General features: G+C 73.5%; 16 protein-coding genes. 7 read left to right on the top strand and 9 right to left on the bottom strand.

Annotated features, from left to right (window positions below):
- Window positions 1–429 precede the first annotated feature (429 nt).
- Together AB0H57_RS10570 and AB0H57_RS10565 are read left to right on the top strand one after the other, a co-directional pair.
- Entirely contained in the window at window positions 430–630 is a 201-nt protein-coding gene (locus AB0H57_RS10570) for a hypothetical protein (protein ID WP_357504838.1), read from the top strand.
- An 87-nt stretch (window positions 631–717) separates the two neighbouring features.
- Window positions 718–2556, top strand: a complete 1839-nt coding sequence (locus AB0H57_RS10565; protein ID WP_357504836.1) for an NHL domain-containing thioredoxin family protein — start codon at window positions 718–720, stop codon at window positions 2554–2556.
- Between the two features lie 34 nt (window positions 2557–2590).
- Here AB0H57_RS10565 and AB0H57_RS10560 read toward each other — a convergent pair whose 3' ends face one another.
- The 3 genes from AB0H57_RS10560 to AB0H57_RS10550 are packed head-to-tail and all read right to left on the bottom strand — an operon-like array spanning window position 2591 to window position 4795.
- A complete protein-coding gene (locus AB0H57_RS10560; RefSeq protein WP_357504834.1) occupies window positions 2591–3340 on the bottom strand; it encodes a 5-oxoprolinase subunit PxpA in 750 nt (249 codons plus the stop codon).
- Window positions 3324–4187, bottom strand: coding sequence for a biotin-dependent carboxyltransferase family protein (locus AB0H57_RS10555; RefSeq protein WP_357504832.1), 864 nt, complete (start codon window positions 4185–4187; stop codon window positions 3324–3326). Before AB0H57_RS10555 ends, AB0H57_RS10560 begins: the two co-directional genes overlap by 17 nt.
- The gene (locus tag AB0H57_RS10550; RefSeq protein WP_357504830.1) at window positions 4184–4795 is read right to left on the bottom strand and encodes an allophanate hydrolase subunit 1; all 612 of its coding nucleotides are present in this window, start codon (window positions 4793–4795) and stop codon (window positions 4184–4186) included. Before AB0H57_RS10550 ends, AB0H57_RS10555 begins: the two co-directional genes overlap by 4 nt.
- An 88-nt stretch (window positions 4796–4883) precedes the next feature.
- Here AB0H57_RS10550 and AB0H57_RS10545 point away from each other — a divergent pair, with 88 nt between their 5' ends.
- Window positions 4884–5561 (top strand): hemolysin III family protein, encoded by a 678-nt coding sequence (locus AB0H57_RS10545; protein WP_357504828.1) that lies wholly within the window; start codon window positions 4884–4886, stop codon window positions 5559–5561.
- A 90-nt stretch (window positions 5562–5651) separates the two neighbouring features.
- Here AB0H57_RS10545 and AB0H57_RS10540 read toward each other — a convergent pair whose 3' ends face one another.
- Window positions 5652–5936 (bottom strand): DUF6458 family protein, encoded by a 285-nt coding sequence (locus tag AB0H57_RS10540; protein WP_357504826.1) that lies wholly within the window; start codon window positions 5934–5936, stop codon window positions 5652–5654.
- A 115-nt stretch (window positions 5937–6051) separates the two neighbouring features.
- On the opposite strand from AB0H57_RS10540, the gene AB0H57_RS10535 reads away from it, so the two are divergent.
- Window positions 6052–6588 (top strand): histidine phosphatase family protein, encoded by a 537-nt coding sequence (locus AB0H57_RS10535; protein ID WP_357504823.1) that lies wholly within the window; start codon window positions 6052–6054, stop codon window positions 6586–6588.
- A 60-nt stretch (window positions 6589–6648) separates the two neighbouring features.
- Here AB0H57_RS10535 and AB0H57_RS10530 read toward each other — a convergent pair whose 3' ends face one another.
- The 4 genes from AB0H57_RS10530 to AB0H57_RS10515 form a co-directional block, all read right to left on the bottom strand.
- Window positions 6649–6918, bottom strand: a complete 270-nt coding sequence (locus AB0H57_RS10530; RefSeq protein ID WP_132390535.1) for a DUF6458 family protein — start codon at window positions 6916–6918, stop codon at window positions 6649–6651.
- A 338-nt stretch (window positions 6919–7256) separates the two neighbouring features.
- Window positions 7257–9116, bottom strand: coding sequence for an acyl-CoA dehydrogenase (locus tag AB0H57_RS10525; protein ID WP_357504821.1), 1860 nt, complete (start codon window positions 9114–9116; stop codon window positions 7257–7259).
- Window positions 9117–9256: 140 nt separating this feature from the next.
- On the bottom strand, window positions 9257–10384 hold the full coding sequence (locus AB0H57_RS10520; RefSeq protein ID WP_357504819.1) for a PP2C family protein-serine/threonine phosphatase: 1128 nt from the start codon (window positions 10382–10384) through the stop codon (window positions 9257–9259).
- 100 nt (window positions 10385–10484) lie between these two features.
- Window positions 10485–11165: a septal ring lytic transglycosylase RlpA family protein gene (locus tag AB0H57_RS10515; RefSeq protein ID WP_357504817.1), complete on the bottom strand. Its 681-nt coding sequence runs from the start codon at window positions 11163–11165 to the stop codon at window positions 10485–10487.
- A gap of 187 nt (window positions 11166–11352) precedes the next feature.
- On the opposite strand from AB0H57_RS10515, the gene AB0H57_RS10510 reads away from it, so the two are divergent.
- The 3 genes from AB0H57_RS10510 to AB0H57_RS10500 are packed head-to-tail and all read left to right on the top strand — an operon-like array spanning window position 11353 to window position 13441.
- Window positions 11353–11931, top strand: coding sequence for a phosphoribosyltransferase family protein (locus AB0H57_RS10510; protein ID WP_357504815.1), 579 nt, complete (start codon window positions 11353–11355; stop codon window positions 11929–11931).
- A 17-nt stretch (window positions 11932–11948) separates the two neighbouring features.
- Complete coding sequence (locus tag AB0H57_RS10505) at window positions 11949–12983, top strand: questin oxidase family protein (RefSeq protein ID WP_357504813.1); 1035 nt, start codon at window positions 11949–11951, stop codon at window positions 12981–12983.
- Between the two features lie 26 nt (window positions 12984–13009).
- Window positions 13010–13441 (top strand): ASCH domain-containing protein, encoded by a 432-nt coding sequence (locus AB0H57_RS10500; protein WP_357504811.1) that lies wholly within the window; start codon window positions 13010–13012, stop codon window positions 13439–13441.
- 25 nt (window positions 13442–13466) lie between these two features.
- Here AB0H57_RS10500 and AB0H57_RS10495 read toward each other — a convergent pair whose 3' ends face one another.
- Complete coding sequence (locus tag AB0H57_RS10495) at window positions 13467–14348, bottom strand: LLM class flavin-dependent oxidoreductase (RefSeq protein ID WP_357504810.1); 882 nt, start codon at window positions 14346–14348, stop codon at window positions 13467–13469.
- Window positions 14349–14377 lie beyond the last annotated feature (29 nt).

Genomic DNA, 14377 nt, shown 5'->3' with positions numbered 1-14377 from the left:
CGCGAGGCTGGCCCGCGCCACCTGGCACGGGTAGGGCCGTTTACACATCGTGCAGTCCCATGCCGGCCGCTCGGGCCGGTGGACGCTCACCAGCGCCGTCCCGCGTTGGCCCGATACGCCTGACCTGGCGTCAACCACGGCGCGAGACCCGGGCGCGGGTACGCCTCCGTCGGCGCATCCGCCCACGCCGGGCGCGCTGGCGCTGGCTCGGCCGGTGGCGGGGTCCGGTGGCGGTCCGGGCAGGCCCGCCAGGTCAGACCACAGACGCAGCGCCGCGACCAGCGTCGGCGGCGATGAACGAGATCGGACGGTATCGGCTCCGTTGCTCGGCGTAGACGCATTCATTCATCGTGCGTCCGCCGTTAGCGACCGTCAACCCCGATCGGCGTTCCCGACCGTCGAGCGGTCGCCGATACCTACCGTCAACGCATGGTCGAGTTCGTCGGTATCGCCGAGATCCGGGACATGCTCGGGGGCGTGTCGCGTGCGCGGGCCGGCGTAGTTGCCTCGCGGCGTGACTTCCCGCCGCCATACCAAGTCCTCAAGATGGGCCAGATATGGCGGCGGACCGACGTAGAGAAGTGGATCAAGGAGCACCGCCCGGACCTCACCGAGGAAAGCGCGGGCTAGCGCGCCTCCTCGGCCGCGTGCCGTTCCCCGCATCACGTTGACCGATCCCCCGCGCTGCCCTCAGCGACGCCATGGGAGGGTTGCCGTATGGCTACCTCGCCCCGTGTCCGAGCGCCCGAACTGAAGGGCCGAGCCTGGCTCAACACAGGCGGACGAAACCTGACATTGCGGGACCTTCGAGGTCGCTGCGTCATCTTAGATTTCTGGACCTTCTGCTGTATCAACTGTCTGCACGTGCTCGACGAGCTGCGCCCGCTGGAGGACAAGTACGGCGACGTGCTGGTCGTCATCGGCGTGCACTCGCCCAAGTTCGAGCACGAGAAGGACCCGGCGGCGCTGGCCGCGGCGGTGGAGCGGTACGGCGTGCACCACCCCGTCCTCGACGATCCCGAGCTGGACATGTGGCAGCAGTACGCGGCCAAGGCCTGGCCGACCCTGTCGGTGGTCGACCCGGAGGGCTACGTGGTGGCCACCATGGCCGGCGAGGGGCACGCCGAGGGGCTGGCCCGCCTGATGGACGAGCTGATCGAGACGCACGAGGCCAAGGGCACGCTGCACCGGGGCGACGGCCCGTACGTCCCGCCGGCGGAACCGGACACGGTGCTGCGCTTCCCGGGCAAGGCCGTGCTGCTCGACGGCGGCAACCTGCTGGTCTCCGACTCCGCCCGGCACTCCCTGGTGGAGCTGGCGCCGGACGGCGAGCGGCTGGTCCGCCGGATCGGCTCCGGCGCCCGGGGCCGGGCCGACGGCCCAGCCGAGGCGGCCACCTTCAGCGAGCCGCAGGGGCTCTGCCTGCTGCCCCGGCACGCCGCCGAGGTGGCCGGCTACGACCTGGTCGTCGCGGACACCGTCAACCACCTGCTGCGCGGGGTGAAGCTCGCCACCGGCGAGGTGGTCACCGTGGCCGGCACCGGTAGGCAGTGGCGGTCCACCGTCGACGACCACGCGCACGACGCGCTCTCCGTCGACCTCTCCTCCCCGTGGGACCTGGCCTGGTACGACGACAGGGTGGTCGTCGCGATGGCCGGCATCCATCAGCTCTGGTGGTTCGACCCGATCAAGCGGACGGCCGGGATGTACGCCGGCACCACGGTGGAGGCGCTGCGCGACGGCCCGCTGGCCGAGGCGTGGATGGCCCAGCCGTCCGGGTTGTCGGTCAGCGCCGACGGCGTCCGGCTCTGGGTCGCCGACAGTGAGACCAGCGCCGTCCGGTACGTCGAGAACGGGATGCTGGGCACCGCGGTCGGCCAGGGCCTGTTCGACTTCGGCCACGTCGACGGGCCGGCCGACCGGGCGCTGCTGCAGCACCCGCTCGGGGTCTGCGCACTGCCCGACGGTTCGGTGCTGATCGCCGACACCTACAACGGCGCGGTGCGCCGCTACGATCCCGAGACCGACCAGGTCGCCACGGTGGCGGACGGCCTGGCCGAGCCGAGCGACCTGGTGCTCACCGCCGACGGTGGGGTGCTGGTGGTCGAGTCGGCCGCCCACCGGCTCACCCGGCTGGCCCCGGGGGCGCTCTCCGCCGCCGGCGCCAGCACCGTGGACGGTCCCCGGCACAAGCTGGAACGCAAGCCGACCGACGTGGCGGCGGGCGAGTTGACCCTCGACGTCATCTTCACCCCGGCGCCCGGCCAGAAGCTGGACGACACGTACGGCCCGTCCACCCGCCTGGTGGTCTCGGCCTCGCCGCCGGAGCTGCTGGTGGAGGGGGCCGGGACGACCACCGACCTGTCCCGCCGGCTGGTCGTCGACGGTTCGGTCTCCTCGGGAGTGCTCCAGGTGACCGCCCAGGCGGCCACCTGCGACGCGGACGTCGAGCACGCCGCCTGCCACCTCACCCGGCAGGACTGGGGGGTGCCGGTGCGGGTGGTCGACGGTGGCGCGACCCGGGTGCCGCTGGTGCTGCGCGGCATGGACGCCTGACGGCCGGTCGGGTGCCGGCCGGGACCCGGTGCGCTCAGGCGAACGGCTTCGGGGTGACGCCCGCGTCGAGCAGCGCCGCGCGGACCAGCTCCGCCGCGGCCACCGCGCCGGGGGTGTCGCCGTGCAGGCAGACCGACTCGACCTGGCAGGGGATGACCCTGCCGTCGACCGCCACCACGGTGTGCTCGGTGGCCATCCGGACCGCCCGGGCGGCCACCTCCTCCGGGTCGGCGATCAGCGCGCCGGGGTTGGTCCGGGGCACCAGCGAGCCGTTGGGCAGGTAGCCTCGGTCGGCGAAACCCTCGGCGACCACCCGCAGGCCGGCGCCGACCGCGAGCTGTGCCAGCATCGAGCCGGGCGCGCACAGGATCGGCAGCTCGTGGTCGTACCCCCTGACCGCGGCGACCAGGGCCGCCGCCTGCGACTCCTCGACCGCCGCCGCGTGGTACAGGGCGCCGTGCGGCTTGAGGTAGCGGACCTGGGTGCGGAACAGCCGGCAGAACGCGTCGAGGGCGCCGAGCTGGTAGGTGACCTCGTCGCGCAGCTCGGTGAACGCGTACGCGATGTACCGGCGGCCGAAGCCGGCCAGGTCCCGGTAGCCGACCTGGGCGCCGACCGCCACCCCCCGCTCGGCCGCGGCGGCGCAGACCCGACGCATGGTGGACGGGTCACCGCCGTGGAACCCGCAGGCCACGTTGGCCGAGGTGACCAGGTCCAGCAGCGCCTCGTCGTCGCCGAGGCGCCAGGTGCCGAATCCCTCGCCGAGGTCAGCGTTCAGGTCCATGGAACCTCACCGTAGTCCCTGGCCGGGCCTGCGCGAGTGGGGTCACGTCCGCGACCACCCCGATGACCGGGTAGCCGCCGGTGGTCGGATGGTCGGCCAGGAAGACCAGCGGCCGGCCGTCCGCCGGGACCTGCACCGCGCCGAGCACCAGGCCCTCGCTGGGCAGCTCGCCCGGGACCGCGCGGGGCAGCGCGGGGCCTTCCAGGCGTACGCCGACCCGGTTGCTGAGCGGACCGACCGTGTACGGGGTGTGCAGCAGCCGGTGGACGGCGGCCGGGGTGAACCAGTCGTCGCGGGGACCGAGGCGCACCCGTAGCCGGATCTCCGCCGGAGGCGCCCAGCCGACCGTGACGTCGACCGGGGCGGGGTCGCCGGCCGGCGGGCCGAGCGCCAGCCGGTCACCGTCGCGGATCGGCGGCGGCCCGAGCCCGGAGAGGGTGTCGGCGGAGCGGCTGCCGAGCACCGGCTCGACCGCGATTCCGCCGGCGACGGCCAGCCAGCTGCGCAGGCCGGCCCGGGGCGGCCCGATCCGCAGCACCGCACCGGCCGGCACGGAGAGCGGCCGGCCGACGTCCGCCGGCCGGTCGTCCACCCACAGCTCGGTGTCCGCGCCGGTCACTGCCACCGTGGTCGCCGCGGTGAAGCGCAGCACGCAGCCGCCGAGGGTGACCTCCAGGCCGGCGGCCGGCTCGGGGTTGCCGACCAGCCGGTTGGCCAGCCGGAGCGCGGCCGGGTCGAGCGCGCCCGACCGGGGTACGCCGAGGTGCGCCCAGCCGGGGCGGCCCTGGTCCTGCACGGTGGTCAGCGCGCCGGCCCGGAGCACCTCGACGGCGGCGGACCGGCTCACGCCGGCACCAGCCGGACCCGGGTGCCGGGGGTGAGCCGGGCAGGCGGGTCGGCGTGCACGTCGAACAGCGGCAGCGTGGTTCGGCCGACCAGCAGCCAGCCGCCCGGTGAGGCGCTCGGATAGATGCCCGCGTACGGGCCGGCGAGCGCCACCGAGCCGGCGGGCACCCGGGGGCGGGGGGTGGCCAGCCGGGGCACGGCCAGCTCGGCCGGCAGGCCGGTGAGGTAGCCGAATCCGGGGGCGAACCCGCAGAACGCCACCCGGAACTCGGTATCCCGCAGCCGGCGCACCACCTCCGGCACCGGCACGCCCCAGTGCCCGGCGACCACGGGCAGGTCCGCCCCGTCGTACAGGGTGGGGACTTCGACCTCCTCACCGGCGCCCGGCATGCCGGTCGGCGGTGCCGGCGTCCAGCCGGCGACGAGCCGGGTCACCGCGGCCGGGTCCACCCCGTCGAGCAGGACGGTACGCGCGGCCGGGACGATCTCCACGGCGTTCAGCTCGCCGGTTTCCCGGCGCCGGCACAGCTCGGCCCGCCATCCCTCCACCTGGTCGGGATGGTCGCACTCGATCAGCAGCGCGTACGCGCCGACGGGCCGGATCCGCACCCCGTCATGGTGGCCGATCCGCGACCGGTCGGGGAAATCCCCGCCTCACACTACTTACAAGTAACCTACGGTGTCGTAACCTGTTGTCGTGACCACCTCGGCGCCGCTGCGGCTCAAGCCGGTCGACATCGGTAAACCCCGGATGCGCGGCTGGCTGCACACGTACGCGTTCTTCGTCGCTCTCGCCTGCGGGATCGTGCTCTGCTCGGTCGCCGCCACCCGTCCCGGCTGGGCCCCGCTGGTCAGCTGCCTGATCTACAGCGTGACCGTGTGCGGGCTCTTCGGTACCAGCGCGCTCTACCACCGCCGGGTGTGGTCCGAACGCGGCTACCAGATCATGCGCCGGCTGGACCATTCGATGATCTTCGTATTCATCGCCGGCACGTACACGCCGTTCTGCGCGTTGCTGCTCGACCGCCGGATGGCCACCCTCATGCTCGCCCTGGTCTGGGGCGGCGCGCTGGCCGGGGTGGGGGTGAAGCTGATCTGGCCGCACGCCCCCCGCTGGGTCTCCGCGCCGCTCTACCTCGCCCTCGGCTGGGTGTCGGTGGCGATGCTGCCGCAGATCCTGCACGGTGGCGGGGTTGCCGCCCTGGTGCTGCTCGCGGTCGGCGGGGCGATCTACAGCGTGGGTGCGGTCTTCTACGCGCTGCGCAAGCCGAACCCGTGGCCGACCGTCTTCGGCCACCACGAGTTCTTCCACGCCTGCACCCTGGTCGCCGCGATCTGCCACCACATCGCGATCTACTTCGCGCTCTTCGCCTGAGACCCGCCGGCCGGCGACCGGCCGGCCCCGGGCAGGGGCAGGGGGCCCCGCGTCGTTGCGGAGCCCCCCACGTCCCTGGCGAGCGCGCGCTCAGACCGTACGACCCGGGCGCCGGACCTCGCGGTACTCCTCGCGGACCACCCGGTCGTCCTGCACCGGCACCACCGGGTCGGCGACCACGCGCTCGCGCACCGGCGCGGCGACCACGGTGCGCCGGCGGTTCCAGAAGTAGAGGGTGGTGAACAGGCCGACCAGGCCGGCGAGCATCAACACCCAACCGACCACGTTGACGTTGAGCCACCCCAGGTCGGCGTCGATGGCGAACGCGAAGATCGCGCCCAGCGCGATCAGGAAGATGCTGGCACCGATGCCCATGACGTCGCCTCCTTGGCGTTCAGCTGGCGTTTCCTACCGCCGCGGCCATGGATGAGGTAGCGGCACGCATCGACATACCCAGGCGCTCCGATCGCCAATCAGGCAAGCTGTGCCCATGACGGACCGGACAGCCGAGGAGCGGACCCTGGTGCTCCTGCGGCACGCCAAGGCCGAACAGCCCGGGTCCTCGCCCGATGCCGAGCGCCGGCTGAGCGCGCGCGGGCACGCCGACGCGGCCGCCGCCGGGGCCTGGCTGGCCCGGCACGGCCTGCTGCCCGACGTGGTGCTCTGCTCGCCGGCCCGGCGCACCCGGCAGACCTGGCACGGCGTCGCGCTGGGCATGACCGGCTCGCCGCCGGAGGGCGGCCCGGCGGGCTCGTCCCCGGTGGTGCGCTACGAGGCGGCCGCGTACGAGGCCCGGCCGGAGGACCTGCTGGCCCTGCTCCGGTCGGTCGAGCCGGCGGCCGGCACCGTGTTGCTGGTCGCCCACAATCCGGGCATCTCGCTGCTCTCCGCCCTGCTCGACCCAAAACGGGCCGATCCGGACGGCCTGCGCACCACCGACCTGGTGATCCACCGCCCCCCGTCACCCTGGCCAAACCTGACCCCCAACACCGCCCCCATCACCACCCGCCACACCGCCCGCGGCTGAGGTGCAAGGAGGGGCCCCCCGTTAACGCATTCCGCACAGCAGGGCGCCCCTCTGGGCGGTTCAGGAGGGCGGGGCGGTCGGTGGCGGCGGGTCCGGCGGCGGCGGCATCATCGCCGTCGGGTGGGAGAGCCGGTTCTCCTCCACGATCAGCGTGCGTGCCCGCTTGCGCCGGTCCTGCCAGAACCAGAGCGTGGTGAGCAGGACGGCCAGCCCGGCCAGGATGAAGACCCAGCCGACCGCGCGCAGGTCGAGCCACCAGACGTTGGCCCGGATGGCGAAGGTCATGATCGCGCCGAGCGCGATGAGAAAGATGGCGCTGCCAATGCCCATGTGCGCTGCACTCCCCCGTGCGGTGGCCCTTGGGCGTGCCCCTGACGTGTCCGCGACGGTTACCCGCCAGGCGGCGCGGCTATCCGAACGAGCGCCCGCGAATCGCGCATCCGGACGCGGGGACAAGGGGGATGTGCGGCAAGTCGCGGCATCCAGCGGCCTGGAACGGCCGACATGCGGCAAGTCGCGGCATCCAGGGGGCTGGAACGGCCGACATGCCGCAAGTCGCGGTGACCGCTCGACGCGGGTTGCGGCGGGCGGTGGGACACGGCGGCGGCCGGCGAGCGTGTGCTCGCCGGCCGCCGTGGGTCAGACCGGGACGATCACCCTGCCGGGGATCAGAACGCCTCCTCCGGAAGGTCCATCAGGTCGAGGTCGGTGCCCTCGATGATCCGCCGGTCGGCGCCGATGCGGGGCAGCACCTCGCGGGCGAAGAACCGGGCAGCGGCCACCTTGCCGGTGTAGAACGCCTTGTCGGCGGCGGAGACCTCGCCGTTCAGCGCGGTCAGGGCCACGTCGGCCTGCTTCTGCAGCAGCCAGCCGACCACCACGTCGCCGAGCGCCAGCAGGAAGCGTCGGCTGCTCAGGCCGACCTTGTAGAGCGCCCGGGTGTCGCCGCCGCCCTGCGCCTCGCCCAGCCAGCCGGTCATCACGCCGAGGATGTTCTGCACCTCGGCGAGCGCCTTGCCGAGCGCCTGCCGCTCCTCCTTGAGCTGGCCGTTGCCCGCCTCGGAGGTGATGTGCTCCTGGATCTCGGCGGCGACCGCCAGCAGGGCCTTGCCGTTGTCCCGGACGATCTTCCGGAAGATCAGGTCGAGGCTCTGGATTGCGGTGGTGCCCTCGTACAGGGTGTCGATCTTGGCGTCCCGGACGTACTGCTCCAGCGGGTAGTCCTGGAGGAAGCCGGAGCCGCCGAAGGTCTGCAGCGACTCGTGGCCGAGCAGCTCGTACGCCCGCTCGGAGCCGACGCCCTTGACCAGCGGAAGCAGCAGGTCGTTGACCCGCTTGGCCAGCTTGGTGGCCTGCTCGTCGCCGGCCGCCTCGGCGACGGCGACCTTGTCCTGCCAGCCGGCGGTGTAGCAGACCAGCGCCCGCAGGCCCTCGGCGTACGACTTCTGCAGCATGAGCGAGCGGCGCACGTCGGGGTGGTGGGTGATGGTCACCCGCGGCGCGGTCTTGTCCGCCTGCTGGACCAGGTCGGCGCCCTGCACCCGGTTCCTGGCGTACTCCAGGGCGTTCAGGTAGCCGGTGGAGAGGGTGGCGATCGCCTTCGTGCCGACCATCATCCGGGCGTACTCGATGATCATGAACATCTGCCGGATGCCGTCGTGCTTCTCGCCCAGCAGCCAGCCCTTGGCCGGTACGCCGTGCTCGCCGAAGGTCACCTCGCAGGTGTTGGAGACCTTCAGGCCCATCTTGTGCTCGACGTTGGTGGCGTAGACGCCGTTGCGCTCGCCCAGCTCCCCGGTCTCGGCGTCGAAGTGGAACTTCGGCACCACGAAGAGGGACAGGCCCTTGGTGCCGGGACCGCCGACGCCCTCGACGCCCACCGGGCGGGCCAGCACGTAGTGGACGATGTTGTCGCTCAGGTCGTGCTCACCGGAGGTGATGAAGCGCTTGACGCCCTCGATGTGCCACGAGCCGTCCGGCTGCTGGATCGCCCGGGTGCGGCCGGCTCCGACGTCCGAGCCGGCGTCCGGCTCGGTCAGCACCATGGTCGAGCCCCACTGCTTGTCGATGAAGAGCCGGGCCCACTTCTTCTGCTCCTCGGTGCCCTCCACGTGCAGCACGTGCGCGAAGGAGGGGCCGGAGGCGTACATCCAGATCGGGGCGTTGGCGCCGAGCACCAGCTCGGCCAGCGACCACCAGAGGGCGCGCGGGGCGTTCGTGCCGCCCAGGGCCTCGGGGAGGTCGAGCCGCCAGAACTCGGACTCCATGAACCTGCGGTAGGACTTCTTGAACGACTCCGGCAGCGGCGCGGTGTGCGTCGCGGGGTCGAAGACCGGCGGGTTGCGGTCGCTGTCCAGGTAGCTGGCGGCCAGGTCCTCGCGGGCCAGGCGGTCGACCTCGGAGAGGAAGCTACGGGCGGTGTCGACGTCCAGCTCCGTGTACGGCGGCTGACCGAACGCCCGGTCCGCCCCGAAGACCTCGAACAGGTTGAACTCGAGGTCCCGAACGTTGCTCTTGTAGTGGGTCATGCTCGCTGGCCCCGCTTCCGGACAGGTGTTACCGATCAGTAACCCCGACTATATTACTCACGGGTAGGCAGCGACAACCCGATCACCGAAGTGACAGCGATTACACACCTGCGGTTCGCCGGACGGAACCGGGCCGGCCGTCAGGCCTCGGCGGCGCCGACCTCCCAGCTCGGCACGGCCGCCGGGGTGGGACCGTGCGAGCCGGTGTACTCCATCAGGACCAGCGCGATGTCGTCGTCGAGCCGGCCGTGCACCCACTCGACCAGGGCGGTCTCCAGCGACGCCAGCCCGTCGGCGACCGTGCCGTGGCCGAGCAGCCGCCAGGCCCGGTCGGCGGTGGGAAAGAACTCGCCGTCCCGGCGGGCCTCGCCGAGGCCGTCGGTGAACAGCAGCAGCCGATCGCCCGGCTCCAGCCGCTCGACCCGGGGCCGAACCACCGGCATGAACCCCAACGGCGGGGCCGGGGCCGGCGGCTCCAGCGGGATGACCGCGCCCCGGCGCAGCAGCAGCGGTGGCGGGTGGCCGCAGTTCACGATGGTGAGCGTCCCGCCCCGCTCCTCGACCAGCGCGGCGGTGACGAAGTCCTCGTCGCCCACGTTGCGGGCCACCGCCCGGTCCAGGTCGGTGACCACCGCCCGCAGGTCGGAGCGCTCGTACGCCACGTGCCGGTAGGAGCCGAGCACGATGCTGGCCAGCCGGACCGCGTCCAGCCCCTTGCCGCGCACGTCACCGATGATCATGCGGACGCCGTACGGGGTGTCCATCGCCTCGTACAGGTCGCCGCCGATCTCGGCGGTGGCGGTGGAGGAGATGTACCGGGCGGCCACCGCCAGCGAGCCGACCTGCGGCCCGAACGGGCGCAGCACCGCCTGCTGGGCCACCGTGGCCAGCTTGGACAACTGGGCGATCTGCTCGGCCTGGCGCTGGCGTACCGCGGCGACGCCGGCGGCGACCGCGGTGGCCAGTGCGATGCCGGCCACGTTGACCCCGGTGACCAGTGACATCTCCGGCTCGGCCAGGGCGAAGCCGGCCCCGGTGAAGGTGGCCACCGCGCCCACGCCGAGCACCACCGGCCAGGACGCCAACGCGGCGGCCAGGAACGGGGTGGCCACCATCAGCGCGACGTAGTGCACCGGGCGACCGTCGGCCAGCTCGGCGGCGGAGACGATCGCGAGCAGCCCGAGGGCCGCGCCGAGTCCGGCGCGGGATCCGGGAGTCAGCGGGCTACCGCCCGACCGAAGGGGCTGCATGCGTACACCGGACAGCATGCCTGAAGAAGATGAACCATGGCATGAACCTGCCCTGACGTCCGAGGGTGTTCTGGCCGACGGGACCAGGCCGGCCGCCGATCGACGCCCGCCGCCCGGATCAGCCGAGCACCTCGTACTTCACCGTGAGCTCGCCGAGGTCGAGCGAGGCGATCGCCGCGAACGCGGCGCGGGACAGGTCGATGCACCGGCCGTCGATGTACGGGCCGCGGTCGTTGATCCGTACGGTCACCGACTTGCCGTTGTCCGGATTGGTCACCCGGACCTTGGTGTCGAACGGCAGGGTCTTGTGCGCGGCGGTCAGCGCGCTCGGGTCGAACGTCTCGCCGTTCGCCGTCATCTGGCCCTCGTCGTAGAACGACGCGCCGCAGGTGCCGCCGTCGACCACGGCCGCCGTCTTTTTCGCGGCGGTCGGCTGCGGGCTGGCGGTCCGGGTCGCGGTCGGCTTCGGGCTGGCCGTACGCGCCTTGCCCCGCGACGCCGCCTGCGGGGACCGGGTCGCCTTCGGGGCGGCGGTCACGGTCGCGCTCGGCGACGGGGAGGCGCTCGGCGAGCGGGTGGGGCTGGGCGAGAGGCTGTGGCTGGGCGAGGCGCTCGGCGCGGCCGAGGTGCTGGCCGGCGGGGCGCTGTCCAGCACGGGCGGGGTGGCCGCCTCGCCGGCGGTCAGCTGGACGGCACCGACGGTCCCACCGACCGCGAGCGCGACACCGACCGCCGCGGTGGCGGCGATACCGCTCGGCGAGGAGAAGAAGCGGGTGCGCAGGGTGTGCCTACCAGCCACTGACCTGGTCCTTTCGTCGATCGGGTGAACCGAGACCGGACCGTAACGAGAGAAGTACTTCCGAAGTCAACGTGATCATGGTGGTATCGCCCAATTTACAGGCATACGTGTGGCCGATCGTCCGAGCCGAGGTGGGCCGGTCGGGCCCCGTCGCCGCGGCCACCCGCCGTGCCGCAGGATGGGTGCCGTGCCCGCTGAGCTGAGCGAACGCCTCGTCGAGCTGTTCCGCTGGATCGACCCCGGCCCGGCCAGCGACCACCTGGTCAGCGACGTCGCCGGCTGGTGGCGCGACCCTGCGGTGCTGGCCGAGCTCGGGCCGGCGCTGGTGGCGCCGTTCCGCGCCGCCCGGCCGACCGTCGTCGTCGCCCCGGCGGTGACCGGGCTGATCCTCGGCCCGCTGGCGGCCACCGCGCTCGGCGTGGGCTTCGCGCCGGCCTACAAGGCAGGCGACGGCCGGGTGCCGGCCGGGCCGGTGAGCTGGGCGCAGAGCCGGCCGGACTTCCGGGGACGCCGGGTCCGGCTGGGCGTACGCGACGCCGACCTGGGCCGCGGCGACCGGGTGCTGGTCGTCGACGACTGGCTGACCACCGGCGCCCAGGTACGCGCCACGCACGCCATCTGCGCCGCTCGGGGCGCCGAGGTGCTGGGAACCGCCGTGGTGGTCCGGGACTGCCCGCCGGAGACCGCCGCCGAACTGCGGCTGCACGCCCTGCTCGACGCCGCGCGGCTGTCGCCCGAACCACCCATTGACCTCCACGAAGGTTGAGGTTTCACGATGGCGGCATGGACACGGGGATTCTGGACGAGGCATACCGGCGGCTGCACCACACCGGGCCGGAATTCGATGGCTGGCTCTCCAACCACGGGCCGATGGCGGTGGAGGCGCTGGTGCGGCACGGGCACGTCGGCCGGGTGCACCGCTGGCTCGACGGGTACCTGAGGCGGCTCGACGAACGGCCGCGCGGGCTGCGGCCGATCGACGACTGGCGGGAGGCGCTCGGCGACCCGAAACGGGCCGGTGACTGGCTCGGGTACTTCGAGCGCGAACTGCGCGAACGGCCTTGGCGCGAGGTGCTCGGGAGCTGGTGGCCGCGGCTGCTGCCGGGCATCGCCGCCGGCGCCACGCACGGGGTGATCCGGGTCGGCCACGCCGTCCGCGCCCTCCTCGACGGCGAGGCCGGACAGGCGGGCGAGAGCCCGGACCGGCGCACCGAACTGGGCCAGGCGCTCGGTTACTGGGCCGCCCGCTGGCAACCGGTGCCGGGCGCCGGGCCGCTCGCCGGCCGGGCGGACGTGGTCGACGCGCTCGACTCGCTGCCCCGGCTGCCCGACCGGACCGGTGGCATCCGCGACCGGCTGAGCCGGCTGCCCGACGTACCCCACTGGTCGGACGCCCTCACGGCCCCGCGGCCGGCGCGGATCCCGGCCGACGCGCAGCGGGGGCTGACCGCGCTGGTGCACCGGGCGAGCCTGGACTACCTGCGGTTCGGCCACGAGAACCCGGTGATGCTGGTGCACGCGGTCACCGCGCCCACCGCGGTGCTGCGGACCCTGCCGGCCCTCGACCCGCCGCTGTGGGCTCCGAGCCTCGCCGCGGCCTGGTCGGCCACGGCGGCCGTCACCGCGGTGTACGCGCCGGCCCACCCGGCCGGCGCACCCGCCGTGCAGCCGGCCGACCCGGCCGAGACGTTCGCCCGCGCCGCCCGGCACGGCGACGAGCACGTGGTCAAGCTCGCCGACGCGGTCCTCGACTCGCACGCGGCCACCGGGGACACCCGGGTCCTCGCCGCCGCCGGCTACGCCGGCCAGCTGATCTGAACCACCCGGTCGGTAGGCTCGGCAGGATGTGGCCCCGAATCGGCGGACTCCGCACCCTCGACCTCGGCACCCCCGGTGAGCTCCGCGCCCGGCTCAACGGGCTGGTGCTCGCCGGGGTCAAGACCGCGACCGCCGGCCTGCTCACCGAGTACGCCCACGAGCAGGAGGAACTGGAACACGTCGGCGAGCGGCTGGCCCTGGTGGACGACGACGGCCACCTGGTCGGCGTGGTGCGGGTGACCGGGATCGAGGTGGTCCGCTTCGCCGACGTGAGCTGGGACTTCGCCCGCTCCGAAGGGGAGGGTGACCGGTCGGTCGAGGAGTGGCGGGCCGGGCACGCGGCCTACTGGGCGCGGGAGGGCACCCCGGTCGACGACGACACGGACGTGGTCTGCGTCCGCTTCCGGCTGGTCTCGGCCGGCGACGGCGGCATCAGCACCGGCGACCTCAGCACCTGAGGCGGCGCGCGGTGGGCGGCGGCGATCAGGGGGTACGCAGCTCGGGCAGCAGTCGGGTCGCCACGTCCGCCAGAACCTCCTCGTCCCCGGCGTACCAGCTGCTCGGGCGGGGCCAGTGGGTGATGACGTCGGTGAAGCCGAGAGCCGCCGCCCGGGCCACCTGCTCGGCGAAGAAGTCGGCGCTGCTCAGCGAGAACACCGGCGCGGAGTCCAGCGACAGGTAGCGGTCCAGGGTGGCCGGGTCGCGGCCGGCCTCGGCGAGCGTCCGGTCGAGCCGGCCGCACAACTCGCCGACGCCGTCCCACCAGCCCGTTAGGTCGTCCGCGCCGGTGCCGGTGGTCACCCAGCCCTGGCCGAACCGGGCGGCCAGCCGCATCGACCGGGGACCGTTGGCGGCGACCACGAACGGCACCCGGGGCCGCTGCACGCAGCCGGGGTTGTTGCGGGCGTCCACCGTGGCGAACCAGTCGCCGCGCCAGGTCGTCCCGTCCTCCCGCAGCACCAGGTCGAGCAGCTCGGTGAACTCGGCGAACCGGTCCACCCGCTGCCGCGGCGGCAGCGTCTCACCGCCGAGCACCGCCGAGTCGAAGCCGATGCCGCCGGCGCCGAGGCCGAGCAGCACCCGGCCGTCCGAGATGTCGTCCAGGGCGGTGATCTGACGGGCGAACGCCGCCGGGTGCCGGAAGTTCGGCGAGGCGACCAGGGTGCCGATCCGGATCCGCAAGGTCGCCGTGGCCGCCGCCGTCAGGGTGGCCATCGAGTCGAACCACGGCCCGTCGACCAGGTCCCGCCAGCCCAGGTGGTCGTACGTCCAGGCGTGATCGAAGCCCCACTCGTCGGCCTGCCGCCACCGCCGCTGCGCCTGCGCCCACCGCTGGTCGGGCAGGATCACGATGCCAATCCGCATGATCCTCAGCGTACGGCGGGCAGGCTGCC

Origin of the sequence: Micromonospora sp. NPDC050686, from assembly GCF_040654475.1 — a bacterium.
Taxonomy (GTDB): domain Bacteria; phylum Actinomycetota; class Actinomycetes; order Mycobacteriales; family Micromonosporaceae; genus Micromonospora.
The sequence above is the reverse complement of the archived record's forward strand: the minus strand, read 5'-3'. Positions and strand labels throughout refer to the sequence as shown.

Bases quoted from the DNA above. Each gene is read 5' to 3' on its own strand.
- AB0H57_RS10570 (WP_357504838.1), top strand. From the start codon at position 430: ATGGTCGAGTTCGTCGGTATCGCCGAGATCCGGGACATGCTCGGGGGC.
- AB0H57_RS10565 (WP_357504836.1), top strand. From the start codon at position 718: ATGGCTACCTCGCCCCGTGTCCGAGCGCCCGAACTGAAGGGCCGAGCC.
- AB0H57_RS10560 (WP_357504834.1), bottom strand. From the start codon at position 3,340: ATGGACCTGAACGCTGACCTCGGCGAGGGATTCGGCACCTGGCGCCTC.
- AB0H57_RS10540 (WP_357504826.1), bottom strand. From the start codon at position 5,936: ATGGGCATCGGTGCCAGCATCTTCCTGATCGCGCTGGGCGCGATCTTC.
- AB0H57_RS10535 (WP_357504823.1), top strand. From the start codon at position 6,052: ATGACGGACCGGACAGCCGAGGAGCGGACCCTGGTGCTCCTGCGGCAC.
- AB0H57_RS10530 (WP_132390535.1), bottom strand. From the start codon at position 6,918: ATGGGCATTGGCAGCGCCATCTTTCTCATCGCGCTCGGCGCGATCATG.
- AB0H57_RS10525 (WP_357504821.1), bottom strand. From the start codon at position 9,116: ATGACCCACTACAAGAGCAACGTTCGGGACCTCGAGTTCAACCTGTTC.
- AB0H57_RS10520 (WP_357504819.1), bottom strand. From the start codon at position 10,384: ATGCTGTCCGGTGTACGCATGCAGCCCCTTCGGTCGGGCGGTAGCCCG.
- AB0H57_RS10505 (WP_357504813.1), top strand. From the start codon at position 11,949: ATGGACACGGGGATTCTGGACGAGGCATACCGGCGGCTGCACCACACC.
- AB0H57_RS10500 (WP_357504811.1), top strand. From the start codon at position 13,010: ATGTGGCCCCGAATCGGCGGACTCCGCACCCTCGACCTCGGCACCCCC.
- AB0H57_RS10495 (WP_357504810.1), bottom strand. From the start codon at position 14,348: ATGCGGATTGGCATCGTGATCCTGCCCGACCAGCGGTGGGCGCAGGCG.